At 63.4% G+C, this 19341-nt stretch carries 17 protein-coding genes; 16 read left to right on the top strand and 1 reads right to left on the bottom strand.

Going from position 1 to position 19341, the window contains the following annotated elements; translation table 11 throughout:
• Positions 1–93: 93 nt before the first annotated feature.
• From ACVIGA_RS07265 to ACVIGA_RS07250, 4 genes are all read left to right on the top strand, one after another.
• A complete protein-coding gene (locus ACVIGA_RS07265) occupies positions 94–969 on the top strand; it encodes an S-methyl-5'-thioadenosine phosphorylase (RefSeq protein WP_456665844.1) in 876 nt (291 codons plus the stop codon).
• Complete coding sequence (gene mtnA / locus ACVIGA_RS07260; RefSeq protein ID WP_456665843.1) at positions 966–2066, top strand: S-methyl-5-thioribose-1-phosphate isomerase; 1101 nt, start codon at positions 966–968, stop codon at positions 2064–2066. Before ACVIGA_RS07265 ends, mtnA begins: the two co-directional genes overlap by 4 nt.
• 76 nt (positions 2067–2142) lie before the next feature.
• Positions 2143–2685: a tripartite tricarboxylate transporter TctB family protein gene (locus ACVIGA_RS07255; protein ID WP_456665842.1), complete on the top strand. Its 543-nt coding sequence runs from the start codon at positions 2143–2145 to the stop codon at positions 2683–2685.
• 23 nt (positions 2686–2708) lie between these two features.
• Positions 2709–4220 (top strand): tripartite tricarboxylate transporter permease, encoded by a 1512-nt coding sequence (locus ACVIGA_RS07250; RefSeq protein ID WP_375775747.1) that lies wholly within the window; start codon positions 2709–2711, stop codon positions 4218–4220.
• A gap of 69 nt (positions 4221–4289) precedes the next feature.
• Here ACVIGA_RS07250 and ACVIGA_RS07245 read toward each other — a convergent pair whose 3' ends face one another.
• Entirely contained in the window at positions 4290–5483 is a 1194-nt protein-coding gene (locus ACVIGA_RS07245) for a CaiB/BaiF CoA transferase family protein (protein WP_223969144.1), read from the bottom strand.
• A 308-nt stretch (positions 5484–5791) separates the two neighbouring features.
• Here ACVIGA_RS07245 and ACVIGA_RS07240 point away from each other — a divergent pair, with 308 nt between their 5' ends.
• From ACVIGA_RS07240 to ACVIGA_RS07185, 12 genes are all read left to right on the top strand, one after another.
• Positions 5792–7345: a lipopolysaccharide biosynthesis protein gene (locus tag ACVIGA_RS07240; protein ID WP_456665841.1), complete on the top strand. Its 1554-nt coding sequence runs from the start codon at positions 5792–5794 to the stop codon at positions 7343–7345.
• A 2-nt stretch (positions 7346–7347) separates the two neighbouring features.
• On the top strand, positions 7348–9186 hold the full coding sequence (asnB, locus tag ACVIGA_RS07235; RefSeq protein ID WP_456665840.1) for an asparagine synthase (glutamine-hydrolyzing): 1839 nt from the start codon (positions 7348–7350) through the stop codon (positions 9184–9186).
• Positions 9187–9189: 3 nt separating this feature from the next.
• The gene (locus ACVIGA_RS07230; protein WP_456665839.1) at positions 9190–10287 is read left to right on the top strand and encodes a glycosyltransferase family protein; all 1098 of its coding nucleotides are present in this window, start codon (positions 9190–9192) and stop codon (positions 10285–10287) included.
• A 148-nt stretch (positions 10288–10435) separates the two neighbouring features.
• On the top strand, positions 10436–11275 hold the full coding sequence (locus tag ACVIGA_RS07225; RefSeq protein WP_456665838.1) for a methyltransferase domain-containing protein: 840 nt from the start codon (positions 10436–10438) through the stop codon (positions 11273–11275).
• The gene (locus ACVIGA_RS07220; RefSeq protein WP_456665837.1) at positions 11272–11841 is read left to right on the top strand and encodes an acyltransferase; all 570 of its coding nucleotides are present in this window, start codon (positions 11272–11274) and stop codon (positions 11839–11841) included. Before ACVIGA_RS07225 ends, ACVIGA_RS07220 begins: the two co-directional genes overlap by 4 nt.
• Positions 11831–12682 carry a class I SAM-dependent methyltransferase gene (locus ACVIGA_RS07215; RefSeq protein ID WP_456665836.1) on the top strand — a complete coding sequence of 284 codons (852 nt, stop codon included), beginning with the start codon at positions 11831–11833 and terminating at the stop codon, positions 12680–12682. The genes ACVIGA_RS07220 and ACVIGA_RS07215 overlap by 11 nt, the downstream gene beginning before the upstream one ends.
• 3 nt (positions 12683–12685) lie before the next feature.
• A complete protein-coding gene (locus ACVIGA_RS07210; protein WP_456665835.1) occupies positions 12686–13618 on the top strand; it encodes an NAD-dependent epimerase/dehydratase family protein in 933 nt (310 codons plus the stop codon).
• Between the two features lie 101 nt (positions 13619–13719).
• Positions 13720–14781 (top strand): glycosyltransferase family 4 protein, encoded by a 1062-nt coding sequence (locus ACVIGA_RS07205; RefSeq protein WP_456665834.1) that lies wholly within the window; start codon positions 13720–13722, stop codon positions 14779–14781.
• Positions 14782–15265: 484 nt separating this feature from the next.
• A complete protein-coding gene (locus ACVIGA_RS07200) occupies positions 15266–16477 on the top strand; it encodes a hypothetical protein (RefSeq protein ID WP_456665833.1) in 1212 nt (403 codons plus the stop codon).
• A gap of 72 nt (positions 16478–16549) precedes the next feature.
• Positions 16550–18049: an IS21 family transposase gene (istA, locus tag ACVIGA_RS07195; protein ID WP_166309211.1), complete on the top strand. Its 1500-nt coding sequence runs from the start codon at positions 16550–16552 to the stop codon at positions 18047–18049.
• Complete coding sequence (gene istB / locus ACVIGA_RS07190) at positions 18049–18912, top strand: IS21-like element helper ATPase IstB (RefSeq protein ID WP_166107168.1); 864 nt, start codon at positions 18049–18051, stop codon at positions 18910–18912. The genes istA and istB overlap by 1 nt, the downstream gene beginning before the upstream one ends.
• A complete protein-coding gene (locus tag ACVIGA_RS07185; protein WP_456665832.1) occupies positions 18909–19331 on the top strand; it encodes a hypothetical protein in 423 nt (140 codons plus the stop codon). The genes istB and ACVIGA_RS07185 overlap by 4 nt, the downstream gene beginning before the upstream one ends.
• Positions 19332–19341 lie beyond the last annotated feature (10 nt).

Below are 19341 nucleotides of genomic sequence, written 5' to 3'. Positions count from 1 at the left end.
TCGATATTGCGCCGCAGTATGGCCGAACGTCCGGCGAGCCCGATCGGGCTGGGTCACCCCTCCGTCGCCGTTGCGGGACTGTGAGGAGCGATCATGACCAAAGCCGTGTTGGGGATCATCGGCGGATCCGGTATCTACGACCTGCCGGGCCTGGAAAATGTCCGGGATGAAACCATCGCAAGCCCGTGGGGCGAGCCGTCGGCGCCGCTGCGCCGTGGCGAGATGGCGGGACTGCCGATCGTGTTCCTGCCGCGGCACGGCCCGGGACACGCGCTGTCGCCGTCCGACATCAATTATCGCGCCAATATCGACGTGCTGAAGCGGGCCGGGGTCACCGACCTGGTCGCGCTGTCGGCGTGCGGCTCCTTCAAGGAAGAGCTGCCGCCGGGCACCTTCGTGCTGGTCGACCAGTTCGTCGATCGCACGCACAAGCGCGAGAGCTCGTTCTTCGGCAGGGGCTGCGTTGCGCATGTGTCGATGGCGCATCCGGTGTCGCCGCTGCTGGTGAAGCACCTCGCCGCCGCTGCCGAAGCCGAGCGCATCGCGTTCGCGCGCGGCGGCACTTATCTCTGCATGGAGGGGCCGCAATTCTCCTCGCTCGCCGAAAGCCTGACCTACAAGGCGCAGGGCTATTCGGTGATCGGCATGACCAACATGCCCGAAGCCAAGCTCGCCCGCGAGGCCGAGATCTGCTACGCCAGCGTGGCGATGGTCACCGATTTCGACTGCTGGCATCCAGCGCATGATGCCGTCACGGTGCAGGATATCATCCGCGTGCTGAATTCGAACGCCGAGAAGGCCAAGGCGCTGGTCGCGCGTCTGGCGCGGGATTTCCCGCGCGAGCACGAGCCGTGTCCGATCGGTTCGGATCGGGCGCTGGACACCGCGCTGATCACGGCGCCCACGGCGCGCGATCCGCAGCTGCTTGCCAAGCTCGATGCCGTCGCCGGAAGGGTGTTGCGCGCATGAAAGTCGACGGCCGCCACTTTCGCAGCATCTGGCTCGAACCCGACGGTTGGTCGGTCGGCGCGATCGATCAGCGACGATTGCCGCATGAGTTCATTGTTGCGAAGATCACGACGGCCGAGGAGGCCGGCGAGGCCATCAGCTCGATGCTGGTGCGCGGTGCGCCGCTGATCGGCGCCACCGCTGCCTATGGCATGGCGCTGGCGATGCGCGCCGATGCCTCCGACGCGGCGCTCGACAGGGCCGGCAAGATGCTGGCTGCGACCCGGCCGACCGCGATCAATCTGAAGTGGGCTGTTGACGACATGCAACGTGCGCTCGCACCGCTCGCCGCGTCCGCCCGGGCGGAAGCGGCCTATGCCCGCGCCCGCGCGATCGCCGATGAAGACGTCGAGATCAACCGCGAGATCGGCCGCCACGGCCTCGGCCTGATCGAAAAAATCGCCGCGACCAAGAAGCCGGGGGAGCCGGTCAACGTCCTGACGCATTGCAATGCCGGCTGGCTTGCAACCGTCGATTGGGGAACGGCGACGTCGCCGATCTACCAGGCGCATGACCGCGGTATTGCGGTCCATGTCTGGGTCGACGAGACGCGGCCGCGCAACCAGGGCGCCTCGCTCACCGCATGGGAACTCGGTCACCACGGCGTGCCGCATACCGTGATCCCCGACAACACCGGCGGCCATCTGATGCAGCATCGCATGGTTGACCTTGCGATCGTCGGCACCGATCGCGTTGCCGCCAATGGCGACGTCTGCAACAAGATCGGCACCTATCTGAAGGCGCTCGCCGCGCATGACAACGAGGTGCCGTTCTACGTCGCGCTGCCGTCGCCGACCATAGACTTTAGTATCGACGACGGCGTCCGGCAGATTCCGATCGAGCAGCGTGCGGCCAGTGAGGTAACGCACCTTACCGGGCGCACGGCGGACGGACGGATCGAGACCGTGCGCGTGGTTCCGGACGGCTCTTCGGTGGCCAATTTCGGCTTCGACGTCACGCCGGCGCGGCTGGTGACGGGATTGATCACCGAGCGCGGCGTCCTCGGCGCTACTCGTGCTGCGCTTGCGAGCGCATTTCCCGAACGTTCCACTGCTTAGCTGAAGGCTGCATTGACGGTGATTGGTTCAGCACGCTATCCCAATCGTTGCCCTCGCAACCCAGACCGTCCAGTCCATGTCCAATACCGAACTTGAGATCGTCGTCGACGATCCGACCGCGCCTGAGCAGAACTCGCCCGCCGTCGTCTCTACCGGCGCCGTCGACGTCATCGTCTCGCTGCTGCTGCTCGCGCTCGCACTTGTGCTCGGCTGGGACAATTGGCGCACCGGCGCGTCGTGGGATTCAACCGGGCCGCAGCCGGGCTATTTTCCATTCTATCTCTCGGTGATTCTCGGCGCCGCCAGTCTCTATGGCCTCGGCGCCGCCTTCGTCTCGCGCCGGGAGGCTGCCGAGACCTTCGTCACCCGCGCCCAGCTTCGCCGGGTGATGGCGGTGTTCGTGCCGACCTTCCTGTTCTGCCTCGCCACCCAATATCTCGGCCTCTATGTCGCGAGCTTTCTCCTGATCGCGGGCTTCATGCGCCTGGTCGGCAAGATCGCGCTGTGGAAGTCGCTCTTGACCGCCTTCATCTTCACCGCCGCGATGTTCGTGACCTTCGACATCGCATTCGACGTCATCATGCCGAAGGGGCCGCTCGAAGCGGCCTTCGGCTACTGAGCTAACCGACGGGATTTCGAGACATGGAAGCCTTCGGTCTTCTGCTACACGGCTTTGCCGTCCTTTTGACGTGGAAGACGCTGCTGTTGATGATGGTCGGGCTCGTGCTCGGCATCTTCGTCGGTGTGCTGCCCGGACTGGGCGGTCCCAATGGCGTCGCGATCCTGCTGCCGCTGACCTTCACGATGGATCCGACATCCGCCATCGTGATGCTGTCGTGCATCTATTGGGGCGCGCTGTTCGGCGGCGCCATCACCTCGATCCTGTTCAACATCCCCGGCGAAGCCTGGTCGGTCGCGACCACGTTCGACGGCTATCCGATGGCGCAGCAGGGCAGGGCGGCCGAAGCGCTCACCGCGGCGTTCACCTCGTCGTTCATCGGTTCGCTGGTCGCGGTGCTGCTGATCACCTTCCTGGCGCCGATGATCTCATCGTTCGCGCTGAAGTTTGGTCCGCCGGAATTCTTCGCCGTCTACCTGCTGACCTTCTGTTCCTTCGTCGGTCTCGGCCGCGAAGCCAAGCACAAGACCGTGATCTCGATGTCGCTCGGGCTGCTGCTTGCGGGCGTCGGCATGGATACGGTGTCCGGGCAGCTGCGCATGACGTTCGGTTCTGCGGAACTGCTGCGCGGCATCAACTTCCTCGTCGCCGTCATCGGCCTGTTCGGCATCAGCGAGATCCTGCTCACGATGGAGGAACGCCTGGCGCTGCGCGGACATGCCGCCAGTATCAGCCTGCGCGTCGTGCTCTCGGTGTGGAAGGACCTGCCGAAATACTGGGTGACGCTGCTGCGTTCGTCGGTGATCGGCTGCTGGCTCGGGATCACGCCGGGCGGTGCGATCGCGGCCTCCTTCATGGGCTACAACCTCGCGAAGCGTTTCGCCAAGGATCAGGAGAGTTTCGGCAAGGGCCGTATCGAGGGCGTGTTCGCGCCGGAGACCGCCGCGCACGCCTCGGGCACTGCGGCCTTGCTGCCGATGCTCGCGCTCGGCATTCCCGGTTCGGGGACTGCGGCGATCCTGCTCGGCGGCCTGATGGTATGGGGCCTCAATCCAGGCCCGCTGCTGTTCGTCGAGCACAAGGATTTCGTCTGGGGCCTGATCGCCTCAATGTATCTCGGCAACGTCGTCGGCCTGGTCCTGGTGCTGACCACAGTGCCGATCTTCGCCTCGATCCTGCGCGTGCCATTCGCGGCCGTCGCGCCCATGATCGTGGTGTCCTGCGCGATCGGCGCCTATGCGATCCAGAATGCGATGTTCGATATCTGGCTGATGCTGGGCTTCGGTGTCGTCGGCTACGTCTTCAAGAAGATCGGGATCCCGCTTGCGCCGTTCACGCTCGCTTTGGTGCTCGGCAGCCGCGCCGAGGACGCGTTCCGGCTCTCGATGATCGGCTCCGGCGGCGATATGAAGGTGTTCTGGTCGAACGGCCTCGTCGGCTCCATCACGACCTTGGCGATCGTGCTGCTGTTCTGGCCGGTGATCGATCGGGCCTTTGCCGGCGTCGCGCGTCTGGTGCGGCCGGCAAAGGCGTGAGGCTATAGAGCGTTTTCGAGCGAAGTGGATACCGGTTCGCGTGAAGAAAACGCGTCAAGACGAGAATCTCTAGACGACCTTGCGCTGGCGCAGCTCGGCGATCTCGTCCTGGCCGAAGCCGAATTCGGCCAGCACTTCCTCGGTCTGCTCGCCGAATTCCGGCGGGCGCGCCGCCATCTTGCTCGGCGTCCGCGACAGCGTCACGGGCTGGCTGACCAGCTGGATCTGCCGGTTCTCGTCATTCGGCACGTGCTGCGCCATGCCGAGATGCTTGACCTGGGCATCCTCGAACATCTGGTCGATCGAATAGATCGGCCCGCACGGCACACCGGCGGCGTTCAGTTCGGCCACCCAGGTCTCGGTGGATTTCTTTTCCGTCAGCGCGTTGATTCGGGCATTCAGAGCGTCGCGGTTCTTCGAGCGCGCCGGTGCGGTCGCATAGTCGGGGTCGGTGACCAGGTCAGGCGCGCCGATCGCCTGGGCGCAGCGCTCCCAGATGCGGCCGCCTGTCGTGGCGATGTTGATGTAGCCGTCGGTGGTCTTGAACACGCCGGTCGGGATCGAGGTCGGATGGTTGTTGCCGGCCTGCTTGGCGACTTCCTTTTCCATCAGCCAACGCGCCGCCTGGAAATCCAGCATGAAGATCTGCGCCTGCAGCAGCGAGGTCTGCACCCACTGGCCTTCGCCGGAGACGTCGCGTTCCAGGAGCGCGGTGAGGATGCCGATCGCGCAGAACAGGCCCGCGGTCAGGTCGGCCACGGGGATACCGACCCGCATCGGTCCCTCGCCGGGCGCGCCGGTCACCGACATCAGGCCACCCATGCCCTGCGCGATCTGATCGAAGCCCGGCCGCTTGTGATAGGGCCCGTCCTGGCCGAAGCCGGAGATGCTGCCATAGACAATCCGCGGATTGATCTTGCGCACGCTCTCGTAGTCGATGCCGAGCTTGGCCTTCACGTCCGGCCGAAAGTTCTCGACGATGACGTCGGCCTGCTCGGCCAGTCGCTTGAACACTTCGAGCCCCTTGGGGTCTTTCAGGTTCAGCGTCATGGCACGCTTGTTGCGATGCAGGTTCTGGAAGTCCGACCCGCCGCGCGGGCCGCCCGGCTGCTCGCCGCCGCCGTCCTCCAGCAGCGCATCGATCTTGATGACGTTGGCACCCCAGTCGGCGAGCTGGCGTACGCAGGTCGGCCCCGACCGGACCCGGGTCAAATCCAGCACGGTGAAACGGGACAGGGCTTGGGATGCGCGGGGAAAGGGCATTGAGACACCTCTTGTTTGGCGGGCCGCTCTGGGGGCTACTGCCTATCTGCCATAGACAATTTGGCTGACCTTTCCAACTGTTACCCGGGCAACAAACCGGGCTGGAAACAAACAGGCATGGTTCCGTGGAGATCGGCTCGCCGCTTTGGCCGTCGTTCAGGTTTTCCCCACACCTGCTTACAGGCCCCGCCATCCGCCAACCCTCGACAATCACTTCGCCGGCTGCTAGCCCGTCGCGATGCCGAATGGGTTTTGCCCTTATGGAAGAGGCACTTGAGGCGTATCGAGGCGATGGACCGAAAGCGGGCATGGCGGTGAAGAAGGGTCCATCCCATCTGCTCGGTAACTCGGCATGGAACGCGACTGCCTTCGCGGTCGCGGTTTTGCTCAATCTCGCGATTCTTCCATTCGTGATTTTCCGGCTCGGCCTTGCTGCCTTCGGTGTTGCAGGCCTGGTGACAGCCTGCGTCGCGCCTGCCCTGATGTTCAGCAATGCGCTTGGCCTCTCGACGGCGCGCGAGCTCGCGCAACGGTTGGAGCCGTCCGATCGCGGCGAGGCGCGGCGTTTCTTCTCGACCGCCCTTGCGCTCGCCATCGCCGTGGGGTGCCTGATCGCAGCATTGCTCATCCTTGCCGGACCGCCGCTCGCGCGATTGGGATTTCACCTGGGTGGTCCAGCGTCTGACGACCTCGGGCTTGCCTTTGCATTGGCCGGTACCGGCTGGCTGCTCCAGTGCCTGTTTGCGGTCTTCCTCTCGCTGTTCACGGCGCGCCAGGATTACCGGCGGATCGCGTCGATCAGCATCGCCGGCACGGTGGTGACGACGATGTCGATGCTGCTGCTGATCCCACACGCGCCGCGCGCCTCGACCTTTCTCGGCTGTCAGGCCCTGGGCTTCGCGACGAATCTCCTGATGGCCTTCGCCTGGTCGCGGCATGCCATCCACGACTGGCTGGCACGGCCCGCACTCGATCGCAGCGCGTTGCGCGCACTCGTGAAACTTGGCGGCTGGCAGGTCGCGGCGCAAAGCGGCGCGCTGTTCGCGGGGCAGGCGGACCGCTATTTGCTCGGCGCGCTGCTGCAGCCGCAATTCGTCGGCTTCTACAGCGTCGCGCAGCGGCTGGAGGAGGCGGTCTATATCGGTGTGCTGAAGATCGGCGAGATCTTGTTCCCGTTCTTCAGCACGCTGCAGAAGGAAGATGACGACCGCAAGGTCGACCTGTTGCTGCGCTCGTCCTGGATTCTCAACGTGCTTGCCGCGAGTGCGCTTGGCGGCCTGATCCCGGTCGCAGGCGCGCTGCTGTATCGATGGACCGGCGCCGAGGTCGCAGCCGAGGCGCAGCTCGTGCTGGTGGTGCTTGCGATCAGCGGGATATTGGGGTCGAGCGCCAACGTGTTCGCGTTCTATCTGTTGTCGCAGGGACGCTCCAGTTTCAACGCGTTGATCTCGCTCGTCACCGGCATCTTCACGCTGGCCACCAGCGCCATTGCGTTGCCGTATTTCGGCTGGCAGGCGGCCGGCTGGAGTTCCTGCGTCGGGATGGTTGCCCAGATGGTCGTCACGGTGCTGCTGCTGCGGCGAACCTTCAGGCTCTCGTCCATGTGGTCACGGATGCTGCATTTCGTCCTGATCCCGCTCGGCACGGGCATCGCCGTTGCGCTGGCGCTCCGCGCACAGCTTGGCCATGTGTCGTTCGACCACGCGCCGTCATGGTGGTATGTGGTGTCGCTCTACGGCGTGTCGGCGGCGGCGATCTTTGTCGCCGCCGTCGCCGTGTCGCAGCTTGGTCCCTATCGCGCCATCTGCTGGCGGGATCTTCGCATCATCATCGCCCGCTTCTTGCCCTTCAAGGCCGCCTAGACATGTGTGGTATCGCAGGCATCGTCAATCTGCGCGGCGGTCCCGTGGACCCAGCCGACATCTCGCGGCTCACCAGCCTGATCGCGCATCGCGGGCCGCTCGGCGAGGGCACCTGGTTCAATGCGAAGCGAAACGTCGCCTTCGGCCATCGCCGGCTCGCCATCATCGATCCCGGCGAGGGCGGCTATCAGCCGATGGCATCCGGCGATGGCCGCCATGTGATCGTCTACAACGGCGAGATCTACAACTTTCTCGAATTGCGCCGCGAGCTCGAGGCGAGGGGCGCGGTCTTCCGCAGCCAGTCCGACACCGAGGTGATCCTTGCCGCCTGGCAGGCGTGGGGCGAGGACATGCTGCTGCGCTTCAACGGCATGTGGGCGCTGGCGATCTACGACACGGTCACGGATGATCTGTTCCTCGCGCGCGATCGGTTCGGCATCAAGCCGCTGCTGTACGCGTTGTCAGGCGAGCGGTTCGTGTTCGCATCCGAGCAGCGGGCGCTGGCGCGGAGCGGGCTGGTCGAGACGTCGCTCGATGTCGACGTGGCGCGGCGGCTGTTGCTGGACCCGTTCGGCATCGAAGGCAGCGAGCGGACCTTGTTCGCGCAACTGCGTCGCCTGCAGGGCGGGCACTGCATGTGGTTGCGCCAGGGGCGGGTGCAGGTGCGCCGCTGGTGGCGGACCGTGGATCATCTGCCTGATATCCCGGACACCGAGGCCGAACGCATCGAGCGCTTTCGTGAACTCTTTCAGGATTCCGTCGCGCTCCGCATGCGCAGCGACGTTCCGATTGGGACCTGCCTGTCCGGCGGCTTCGACTCGTCTGCGGTGATCTGCGCGATGGCGACCCATGAGAAGGCCGGCATGGGACCGCGCGACTCGACCGCCTGGCGGCACGCCTTTGTCGCCACCTTTCCCGGCGCCAGCAACGACGAGCGGCCGATGGCGGAGGAAGCGGCCGCGTGGGCCGACGTGGCGCCGAGCTTTCTCGAGATCGGGCGCTCCGATGCGCTCACTGACCTTGATCGGATCCTTGACGACAACGACGACGTCTATATCGGGCTGCCGAGCGCGCCCTGGCTGATCTATCGCGAACTCCGGCGCCAGAACGTCACCGTGTCGCTTGACGGCCACGGAGCGGACGAATTGATGGGTGCCTATTTGCAGGAGGGGCAGTCGACCGCATTCCGGATCCGCAACGCCGCCGCGGCGCTCACGTCACGATCGCAACTGGCGCAGCGCGGCATCGACTTCCTGCGGGCGCAGATGATCAGGCGCCAGGGGCACTATTTCCTGCGGGGAGGCCTGACCGCGATGCCGGCGGCGCTGCCGCTGGTCGCCGAGGATGACGAGTTGCCGAACGGGTGGGGCGCGCTGAACCGGCGTCTCTATCGCATGTTCCACTCGACGACGCTTCCCACCATTCTGCGCAATTTCGACCGGCTCTCGATGGCGCACGGGATCGAGGTGCGCATGCCGTTCATGGACTGGCGGCTGGTGACCTACACGATGGCGCTGCCCGAAACCAGCAAATCGGCCGATGGCATGACCAAGGTGGTCGCGCGTCAGGCGATGGCGAACCTGATGCCCGAAAGCATCCGCACCGCGCGCCGCAAGGTCGGCTTCAACTCGCCGATGCCGGAATGGCTGAACGGGCCATTGGCGGGCTGGACCAATGAGCTGCTCAATCGCAATGTTCCGGCGTTTGCCGAGTTCGTCGACGAAGCGCCGCTTCGAAAGACGGTCGGCCACTTGACGGCATCGCAGAGCTGGGATTGGGAATCCGTCGGCCGGATCTGGCCATACCTGAACATGAAATGGATGTTGGCAAGGTCCGTATAACCAATGCGTCTGTTCCAGAATAGCGGTCTCTATCCGTCTTATCTGCCGCGGCTAAACCAGCTTGTGGCAAAAGCGTCGAGCTTCGCGGCACGCCGCGACGTGTTCCTGCACGATCGCTTCGGCGCGGCACATTTTCTCGAGCCTGTGCTCGACGGTGCGCCTGAAGCCTTCTTCACCAATGGCGACGACGAAGTGCTGCAGCGCCAGTGGGCGCGTGAGCAGGGCATGAAGGGGACGCCGACGCTCGAAGCCATTCTGCTTGCGCAGATCGAGCATCACAGGACCGACGTGTTCTACAATCTCGATCCGGTGCGCTATCCGAGTGCGTTCATCGCCAAGCTTCCGGGCTGTGTGAAGAAGACGTTGTGCTGGCGCGCGGCGCCTTCCGGAAACGCCGACCTGACCGCCTACGGCGCGGTGCTTGGAAACTTCCCCTCGATCCTCGAGGCCTGGCGTAGCAAGGGCTGCCGGGCGGAGCTGTTCTTTCCCGCGATCGATCCTGTCATGGAGCAATACGGTCACGGCGAACGGCCGATCGACGTGGCGTTTGTCGGTGGATATTCGCGGTATCACAGCGCGCGCGGTAGGACGCTCGAACAGGTCGCGGCTCTGGCTGCCGAACGCAAGATCGTGTTCTGCCTCGATGCGTCGCGGCTGACACGGCTTGCCGAAAGCGCGGTCGGTCGGTTGCTGCCGCTGCAAAAGCACCGCAGACCCGACGTCATCGCGCGAATAGCGCGGCTGCCGCTGTTCGGCAGGGACCTCTACGAACTGTTCGGAACCGCCAAGATCGTGCTCAACGGCGCAATCGACATGGCCGGCAACGACCGCGGCAACATGCGCTGCTTCGAGGCGATGGGCTGCGGGTCGCTGCTCGTGTCGGATTCCGGTAACTATCCGGAGGCGATGGAGGAGGGTGTGACCATGCGCACCTACGACGCGCCTGAGAGGGCCGCCGAGGCGATTTCGAGTAGCCTGCGGGATTGGCCGCAATGGGCCGGGATCGCCGCGTCCGGTCGAAGCCGCGTGCAGCAGACCTACAGCAAGGCCTCGCAATGGGCCCAGTTTAGCGATCTCGTGGCGCGGATTGAGCCGTGCTAGAGGGCTTTTCGAGCGAACTGGATGCCGTTTCGCGTAAAGAAAATGCGCCGAAACGAGAATCTGGAGCCCCGTTCCGATTCCATCGGAACGAAAAAGGCTCTAGACGGAGCACAGTGCCGGCCGGTGGGCGGGCGATCGGGCCGAGATGATGTCTGCAAGTGACTTGATCCATCAACTGAAATGGGTGGCCGACGGGCTTGCCGTGCCGCTGTTCCGGTTGCGGCCGCGGCCGTTCGGGCCGGGCTATCAGACGGTCAAGCGCGACACGATTACTGCGGCCATCGACGCGGGCTTGCTTCAGGCAGGGAAGGAGCTTCCGCCGGGCTACGGCGTCGCCATGGACGAGCGCGTGGTGGAATATCCCTGGGTCTATGGCCGGTTGAACAATGTCGGCAAGATGCTGGACGCTGGATCGACCTTCAACCACGACTTCCTGCTGCAGCGTCCGCCGCTGCGCGGCGCGGATCTCACCATCATGACGCTGGCACCCGAGCGGCGGTGCTATTGGCATGATGGCTACTCCTACGTGTTCGGCGATCTCCGAAAAACAATGTTCGGCGATCAGGTCTTCGACACCGTCGCCAGCATCTCGACGATCGAGCACATCGGCCTCGATAATCAGATGCTGTACACGGGCGATCCGCGCGACGCCGAGACCGATCGGGACGGCTTTGTTCCGGCGGTGCAGGAGTTCAAGCGCATTCTCAAGCCCGGTGGCACCTGCCTGATTTCGGTGCCGTTCGGCAAGCGCGAGAATCTCGGTTGGTATCAGGTGTTCGATCTTGCGATGATCGAGCGGATCATCGAGGCGTTCGGTGCGACGTCTCACCATGTCGACTATTTCGGCTATTCGCGACAAGGCTGGTCGCGCCAGAGCGCCGAGGCGCTCGCCGACGCCACCGTTTTCGACATCCACACCGGCAAGGGGCAGGGCAACGACCTTGCGGCGTCGTCGCGCGCCGTCGCGTGCCTGCAGTTGACGGCATGAATCTCGATTATCTGATCCAGCGTCTGCTCGGTCGCGCGACGTGCCGCTTGCAGGTCGACGCGGCGCTCGGGCGTTCGGCCAGGATCAGAAACATCCGCGGCGATTCCGACAAGATCGTCGTCGGCCACAACAGCCACATCTTGGGCGAGCTCCTGACCTTCGCGCATGGCGGGGAAATCAAGATCGGCGAATGGTGCTATGTCGGCGAGGGAACCCGGATCTGGTCGGCAGCCTCGATCGAGATCGGCAACCGCGTTCTGATCTCGCATTCGGCGAATGTTTTCGACAATCTCACGCATCCGCTGCGCGCGACCGAGCGGCACCGGCAGGTTCAGCAGATTTTCACGCGCGGACATCCGAGCGATATCTCGCTTGACGAGAGCCCGGTGAAGATCTGCGATGACGCCTGGGTCGGCGCGGGCGCGATGGTCTTGCGCGGTGTGACGGTTGGGCAGGGCGCCATCGTCGCGGCCGGCGCAGTCGTGACGAAGGATGTCGCGCCGTTTACGATCGTGGCGGGCAATCCGGCCGTGCTGGTGAGGGAGCTTGGCCCCGATGAACGGTGAGCGCCAGTTTACCACTTGGGAGGATGCGGTGGTCTGGCTGCGCAATCAGCCGGAGCAGCGCCAGCTCGTGCTCGACGCGTTCTACGACGATCCGCTGGTTGGCGCTGCCGAGCGCTATTTCCAGAGCTCCGAGTGGCAAGCTGTTGCCACACTGCTCGCCGGCCGGTCAGGTACCGCGCTCGACGTTGGCGCCGGTCGCGGCATCGCGAGCTACGCGCTCGCCCGAACCGGCTTTACCGTGACGGCGCTCGAACCGGATCCCAGTGCCATCGTGGGAGGGGCGGCGATCCGCGGCCTGGCGCAACAGACGCAATTGCCGATCCAGGTGATTGAGGAGTTCTCCGAGCGGCTGCCGTTCGCCAATGCGACGTTCGATCTGGTCTTCGCCCGCGCTGTGCTGCACCATACGCGCGACCTCGAGGGGGCGTGCCGGGAGATGTTTCGCGTGCTGCGGCCCGGTGGCATGCTGATCGCGGCGCGCGAGCATGTCATCAGCAAGGAAGCGGACCTTCCGCAGTTCCTGGCGCAGCATCCGCTGCATCATCTCTACGGCGGCGAACATGCCTTCTTGCTCGATCGCTACACCGGCGCGCTGACCAACGCGGGGTTTTCCGCGGTCGACACGCTGGCGCCACTGCAAAGCCCGATCAACCTGTTTCCCTATACGCCGGAGACCCTGAAAGCCGCGATCGTGACCAGGTTGTCGCAAAAGGTTCCGGTTGCTCCGCTTTGGCGAACTGCGCTTGCCTCTAGTTGGCTGTTCGGCTCGCTGCTGTCGATGGCCGAGCGTTTCGACAATCGACCGGGCCGGCTCTACTCCTTTGTCTGTCACAAGGCTTGAGCGATGATCGTCTGGGTTACAGGCGCGAACGGGTTCATCGGCCGCCATCTGGCGCATGCGTTGGCGGGGGCAGGCCATGCGGTGCATGGCGTCGGACACGGGGCGCTTGACGCAACGGAAGCCCGGCGGCTCGGTTTGCAGAGCTGGATCAACGGCGAGATCGATGCGGCCAATCTCAACGCGCTCGCGGCTGCGCACGGGCTGCCGACGCGTGTCTTTCATCTGGCTGGCGGATCGTCGGTCGGCGTCTCGATCGAACGGCCGTTCGAGGATTTTTCGCGGACTGTCGCGAGCACCGCGCGGCTGCTCGAATGGCTGCGCGGTTCGGCGCCGGATTGCGCGGTGATCGCGGCGTCGAGCGCGGCCGTCTATGGCGCCGATCATTTCGGCCCGATCGCTGAAAGCGCGATCGTAACTCCGATGTCGCCGTATGGGCAGCATAAGCTGATGATGGAGCAATTGTGCGCGAGTTACGCGCGGTCGTTCGCCTTGCGTTGTACGGTCGTGCGGCTGTTCTCTGTCTATGGGCCCAACCTGCGCAAACAATTGCTCTGGGACATCTGCTCGCGGCTCAACGCCAGGGAGCAGGTGCTCACGCTCGGTGGGACCGGCAACGAGATACGGGACTGGACCGACGTTCGCGATGTCGCGAGGCTGCTTGCAAGCGTCGCGGAAGCGTCGTCGTCACAGCAGGCTTTCCGGGTCATCAATGGCGGTTCGGGCCGGGGGACCAGCGTTGCCGACATCGCCGCCGGTCTCATCGGACAGTGGGGTAGCAAGACGGTCGTGCGGCATTCAGGTGTAAGCCGCCCCGGCGATCCCATGAGCCTGTTGGCCGACGCCGCGATGCTGCGCCAGATCGGCTTCGATTGGCGCATTCCGCTCGATCAGGGCCTCGCCGATTACGTGGCCTGGTTCAAGGGGCAGGCTTCGTGACGTCCCGCCCACTGCGGTTCGCGTTCAATCACATCTCGCGACGGATTTGGGCCGGCGGGTTCAACTATCAGCGCAATCTGTTCGCGGCGCTTGCCCAATTCTTGCCCGGCGAGTTCGCTCCGGTCGTCTTTGCCGGGACACGGGCCGACGAGAACGAAATCGCCGAGCTTGGTGCGATACCAGGCGTCGAGATCGTCCGGTCGGAGGTGTTTGACGGGCAGCCAGGTCTCGCGGCGGCACTCGCGCTTGGTCTCGACCGCCGAGCCGCGTCGGCGTTTCGTTCCGCGCAGGTAGATGCTGTTGTTGAGTCCGCACGTTTCTTCGGTTGGCGGCTGGCGATCCCTGCAGTGGCGTGGATTCCGGATCTGCAGCACCATTCGCTGCCCCAGCTGTTTCCGCGGACGGCACGCTGGCGTCGCGAGATTGGCTTTCGCGTTCAGATCGCGTCCGGGCGGACCATCATGCTGAGCAGCGAGAGCGCCTTTCGCGATTTCAGGGCTTACTACCCACACGCCAGCAACCGGGTCAGCGTCGTTCGCTTCGCGACCCAGCCGCCGGCCGCGTTCCTGAACACCGACCCATCAGAGGTCATCGCGGCGTACAATCTGCCGGCGAACTACTTCTATCTGCCCAATCAGTTCTATCGCCACAAGAACCATCGGCTTGTCGTCGACGCCCTGGCGATCCTCAAGCGCCGTGAGGTCGAGGTCGTTGTCTGTGCATCCGGCAGCACGGAAGATCGACGCGAGCCGGGCTACTATGATCTGGTCAACTCCGAGATCCGGAGGCGTGGCCTCGATACGCATTTTCGTCACCTCGGCGTGATCCCGTTGCCGCATGTCTACGCGCTGCTGCGGGCTTCCATAGCCCTGCTCAACCCATCGCGCTTCGAGGGCTGGAGCACGACGGTGGAGGAGGCGAAGTCGTTCGGCGTTCCGATGATCCTGTCCGACATCGACGTGCACCGGGAGCAGACCGCCGGTGCTGCGCGCTATTTCGGCGTCGATGATCCGGTCGCACTGGCGGATCACTTGATGCAACTCGCGGAGCCCAAGAGCGAACCGGTAATACGAAATGTCGTTCCGCATCAGGACGACAATGTCCGCGCGTTTGCGGCAAGCTTTTCCGCCACTATGCAGCAGGCCGTTCATCAGAACGGATGAGCTGGCCGCAAAGTAGAAGCAGAACCTGGGTCGCGATCGGCCGAGAACAGCTGGGCCGCGACGGGCGGTACACGACCCGCATTCTGATTCCTTGATGCTGCTTGCAATTGAGCCGCCGCTCCGCAGCGGTGACCGACATTGTAAGCTCGCGACAATATGCCGTGATGGGTCAGACGTGGAAGCTCGGCGCCCGCGCGAATCTCGCAGGTGTCTCCATAGAAATATCGGCGCGTTGCCATCGCGCTCGATCGGCCGATTTTCCGCGCTTCGCTTGAGAGAACCGTGAGCAGTCGCGCTCTCGAGATTGCTTGTCCGTTTCAAGACATTTCACAAGGCGGCTGCCGTTCATCACGGTATGATTTTGAGCCGATGCTCGCTCTTGCGCGCCTTGCCGGCGCTGAGTTGTATTCTTACGAGAGGATGTCGGGATATCAGCCACAATAACCGCGTGGGCGGATAGTCGAAAAACAAAACACGAGAGCTTATGAAACTGAAGGTACTTTATGCGTTGCTTCTGGTGTCGGTTTGCGCAGTCTTCCTGATTCCCCTGGTGCAACATAAGTGGAACCCGCCGACCGAACTCGCAGACGCGATTCATTCGACTGCTGAGCGGATGACTCGCTTGGAGGAGAGCGAACGTCAAGTCGGCGCGCGCTTGGCGTCAATGTCGGGTCGCGAGCGGAAGATTCCCGATATCCGAGGCTCCTCGATTCCGGTCGCACTGGATCGGCATGATGAAGGACCGATGGGGCCGGTCTCGGCGGCAAGGATTGGAGCTCATGAGTTCCTGATTGCCAATTATCTGGATATCTTTCTCTTCGACCAAGATCGTCGCACCGCCGTGCCGGTTCAGATCGATGTCGAGTTGCCCGTTTGGAATCCGACAGCAGTCTTCTATTCCGCGTTCTACGATCGGGTGTTCATCGCCAACTATTCGGGAAAGGACGTTGTCGTCGCTCAACTCGTGCGCGACGCAGCGGGACCCAAGCTCCATCTGACGGAGCGGATCGTGAACGAGTCCGCCATCCACGGCGCAGAGGGCATTGCGGTCTCCAAGGGCGGACGCTTCATGGCGATCGCCGACTATGAAGGCAATGCGCTGTCCTTGTTCGAAAGGATTGACGACCAATGGACATTTCGGTGGAAGCAAGAGGTCATTGGTTCTCATGGCGTGGCCATTATCGGTGATTACGTATTCGGCTCTGGCCAGGCCACCATTGTGAAATTCGCCATCGAAAGTGGACAGGAGATAGCCAGAACTTCAAAGCTCGGTTCCGATCCGATTCTTTTTGCGACCTGTCTCAACGTGGATGAAAGCACCGGACAGTTGGTTGGATCGGACGCGGTGTCCGGCATCGTTTTTACGATGACCAAAGCTCTCAAGGTCATCAGCAAATTCGGCGCCAATGGGCCCTCTTACACGAATTTCTCGTCTCCGTTCTGCGCCTACCGCGATCGTCAGGGAATGTACGTTCTTTCGACCTATCAAGACAGGTTCGTCAGTATTGGTCGCGACAGCACGACCTCGTACGAGTTCGGCGCAGCGCAATGGAGATACATAGACTTTCCGCTTGGGTTGCGAAACGCATCGAACATGCTGCACGGGGCGGCGCAGTTTGATCGTCCAAGCTACAGAATGTTCGACAAGAACGTCCGCTGTGTTTCGGCATGGAATAAGGACCCCGTTTCGGGGTGATCGGCATCCAATCGGGACCCCGGGATAAGGGTCCACAGTGGCTTCCATCGAGTCATGGAAGCCGAGGTTGGGATGCTGGTGGTGGAGACGATTGGTAAGATCCGTCGCGCCTACTTTGTTGATGGTCGTCCGATCAAGGCGATCTGCCGAGAACTTGGCGTATCGCGGAAGGTGGTTCGCAAGGTCATTCGTTCTCAAGCGACGGAGTTCCGGTACGAGCGCGAGACGCAGCCGCTCCCGAAGATGGGTGCCTGGAGTGCCGAGCTTGATCGGTTGCTGGCAGGGAATGAGAGCAAGGCGGCGCGGGAACGGCTGACGCTGATCCGGCTATTCGAGGAACTCCGCGGCCTGGGTTATGCCGGCGGCTATGATGCGGTTCGTCGATACGCCCGACGGTGGACCAAGGAACGCGGCACCTCGACAGCGTCGGCTTATGTGCCGCTGAGCTTTGCACCAGGCGAAGCCTACCAGTTCGACTGGAGCCACGAGGTGGTCCTGCTGAGCGGCACCACGGTGATGGTGAAGGCTGCTCATGTTCGGCTCTGTCACAGTCGCATGCTGTTCGTGCGGGCCTATCCGCGGGAGACGCAGGAGATGGTGTTCGACGCCCACGACCGGGCATTCGCCCTGTTCAAAGGCACCTGCACCCGCGGCATCTACGACAACATGAAGACCGCGGTGGAGACGATCTTTGTCGGTAAAGGCCGTCTCTACAATCGCCGCTTCCTGCAGATGTGCAGCCACTATCTGGTCGATCCGGTCGCCTGTACGCCAGCGTCGGGCTGGGAGAAGGGGCAGGTCGAGAACCAGGTCGGGCTGGTCCGGGAGCGCTTCTTCACGCCGCGGCTGCGGTTCAAAAACCTCGACGAGTTAAACGCCTGGCTGCTCGACAAGTGCATCGCCTACGCCAAGGCTCATCGCCATCCGGAGCTGGTCGATCAGACGATCTGGGACGTGTTCGAAGCCGAACGCCCCAAACTCGTTCCCTATGCCGGCCGCTTCGACGGCTTCCATGCGGTGACAGCATCGGTCTCGAAGACCTGCCTGGTGCGCTTCGACAACAACAAGTACTCGGTCGCAGCCAGTGCAGTCGGACGACCGGTCGAGGTTCAAGCCTATGCCGATCGCATCGTGATCCGTCAGGATGGACGTATCGTTGCCGAGCACCCGCGATCCTTTGGCCGCGGCGATACCGTCTACGACCCCTGGCATTATGTGCCGGTGCTCGCCCGCAAACCCGGCGCCTTGCGCAACGGTGCTCCCTTCAAAGACTGGGTGCTGCCGGCCGCGATCGAGCGGATCCGGCGCAAGCTGGCCAGCACCGACGATGGCAATCGGCAGATGGTCGACATCCTCACCGCGGTGCTGACTGACGGTCTGTCCGCGGTGGAAGCGGCTTGTGCCGAAGCGCTCAGTCACAGCGTCCATTCCGCCGATGTCGTTCTCAATATCCTGGCCCGTCAACGTGAACCCGCCCCACCGGCCAACATCATGACGCCGGCCGCACTGACGCTCCGTCATGCACCGATCGCCGATTGTGCCCGCTACGACAACCTCCGGAGGACCATCTGATGGAACGAACCCAAATCTTCGACCTCATGGGCGAACTTAAGCTCTACGGCATGAAGGCTGCCTTCGACGAGATCATGGCAACTGCCGTCAAGCGCCAGCACGAGCCTCAACGCATTGTCGGCGACCTGCTCAACGCCGAGATCAACGAGAAGCAAGCCAGGTCGATCAAATACCAGCTCACCATTGCAAAGCTGCCGCTCGCCAAGGACATCGCCGACTTCCAGTTCGACGGCACGCCGATCAATCAGACTCTCGTCAATGATCTCGCTGGCGGCGGCTTCATCGCCCAACAACGCAACGTCGTGCTGGTTGGCGGCACCGGTACAGGCAAAACCCACCTGGCGATTGCCATCGCCAGAAGTTGCATCCGCGATGGCGCCAGAGGACGCTTCTACAACGTCGTCGACCTCGTCAACCGGCTCGAGACCGAGACCCGCAACGGTCGGCAGGGACGGCTCGCCGAGCATCTGACCCGCATGGACTTCATCGTTCTCGACGAGCTGGGCTATCTGCCGTTCGCGCAATCCGGCGGTCAGCTCCTGTTCCATCTCATCAGCCGGCTCTACGAGCGCACCTCCATCATTGTCACCACCAATCTTGCGTTCGGCGAATGGCCCAGTGTGTTCGGTGATGCCAAAATGACCACCGCGCTACTCGACCGATTGACCCATCACTGCGACATCGTCGAGACCGGCAACGACAGCTGGCGATTCAAAAGCCGCGACGATGTTCAAACAACCCGCGCTCGCGCCGTCTCCGCAACCCCGACCAGCTCCGACGACCCGAGCGCTACCAGCAGAGCACGCCGATCAAAGGGGTCCCTTTTGGATGCCGATAGGGGGTCCCAGTCGAACGCCGATTGACAGTCCGCGCCGGCTATGGAGCTCTGTATACGGATGATGGAAAGCTGCTCCTGATGCCTCAGCGGCAGGAGTTATTCGACGGTGACTCGCCGTTTTACGTCACGAGCATCGCCAGCAACTCAACCTGGCTTGTGATCGTGGCCAACTCCTCACCAAGGGCGCTGCTCTACAATCGAAAGACCGGAGAACTTGGCGCGGTGACAATTGGCGAGTGGGATTGCTGGGCGATAGCGGCTGAGGTCCTGTGCCCGTCAAGGCGATATTCAATCGATGAGCTTTCTGCGGAGGCCAATCTGTTGGAGCCAGAGCAACAGGCCACCACTCCCGGAAGTTTGGCCGGGCCTGCTGTTCCGATCCTCAAATATTGGGCGGCATGGAAGCTGACGCAGGCGCCGCGGGACCTGGCTTCGGGCAATTGACCGCCGGCGG

The sequence above is a fragment of the Bradyrhizobium sp. USDA 3240 genome (assembly GCF_054063295.1).
The sequence above is the reverse complement of the archived record's forward strand: the minus strand, read 5'-3'. Positions and strand labels throughout refer to the sequence as shown.

Excerpts from the sequence above, each read along its gene's own strand:
- ACVIGA_RS07265 (WP_456665844.1), top strand. The coding sequence starts at position 94 with ATGACCAAAGCCGTGTTGGGGATCATCGGCGGATCCGGTATCTACGAC.
- mtnA (WP_456665843.1), top strand. The coding sequence starts at position 966 with ATGAAAGTCGACGGCCGCCACTTTCGCAGCATCTGGCTCGAACCCGAC.
- ACVIGA_RS07255 (WP_456665842.1), top strand. The coding sequence starts at position 2,143 with ATGTCCAATACCGAACTTGAGATCGTCGTCGACGATCCGACCGCGCCT.
- ACVIGA_RS07250 (WP_375775747.1), top strand. The coding sequence starts at position 2,709 with ATGGAAGCCTTCGGTCTTCTGCTACACGGCTTTGCCGTCCTTTTGACG.
- ACVIGA_RS07245 (WP_223969144.1), bottom strand. The coding sequence starts at position 5,483 with ATGCCCTTTCCCCGCGCATCCCAAGCCCTGTCCCGTTTCACCGTGCTG.
- ACVIGA_RS07240 (WP_456665841.1), top strand. The coding sequence starts at position 5,792 with ATGGCGGTGAAGAAGGGTCCATCCCATCTGCTCGGTAACTCGGCATGG.
- asnB (WP_456665840.1), top strand. The coding sequence starts at position 7,348 with ATGTGTGGTATCGCAGGCATCGTCAATCTGCGCGGCGGTCCCGTGGAC.
- ACVIGA_RS07230 (WP_456665839.1), top strand. The coding sequence starts at position 9,190 with ATGCGTCTGTTCCAGAATAGCGGTCTCTATCCGTCTTATCTGCCGCGG.
- ACVIGA_RS07225 (WP_456665838.1), top strand. The coding sequence starts at position 10,436 with ATGTCTGCAAGTGACTTGATCCATCAACTGAAATGGGTGGCCGACGGG.
- ACVIGA_RS07220 (WP_456665837.1), top strand. The coding sequence starts at position 11,272 with ATGAATCTCGATTATCTGATCCAGCGTCTGCTCGGTCGCGCGACGTGC.
- ACVIGA_RS07215 (WP_456665836.1), top strand. The coding sequence starts at position 11,831 with ATGAACGGTGAGCGCCAGTTTACCACTTGGGAGGATGCGGTGGTCTGG.
- ACVIGA_RS07210 (WP_456665835.1), top strand. The coding sequence starts at position 12,686 with ATGATCGTCTGGGTTACAGGCGCGAACGGGTTCATCGGCCGCCATCTG.
- ACVIGA_RS07200 (WP_456665833.1), top strand. The coding sequence starts at position 15,266 with ATGAAACTGAAGGTACTTTATGCGTTGCTTCTGGTGTCGGTTTGCGCA.
- istA (WP_166309211.1), top strand. The coding sequence starts at position 16,550 with ATGCTGGTGGTGGAGACGATTGGTAAGATCCGTCGCGCCTACTTTGTT.
- istB (WP_166107168.1), top strand. The coding sequence starts at position 18,049 with ATGGAACGAACCCAAATCTTCGACCTCATGGGCGAACTTAAGCTCTAC.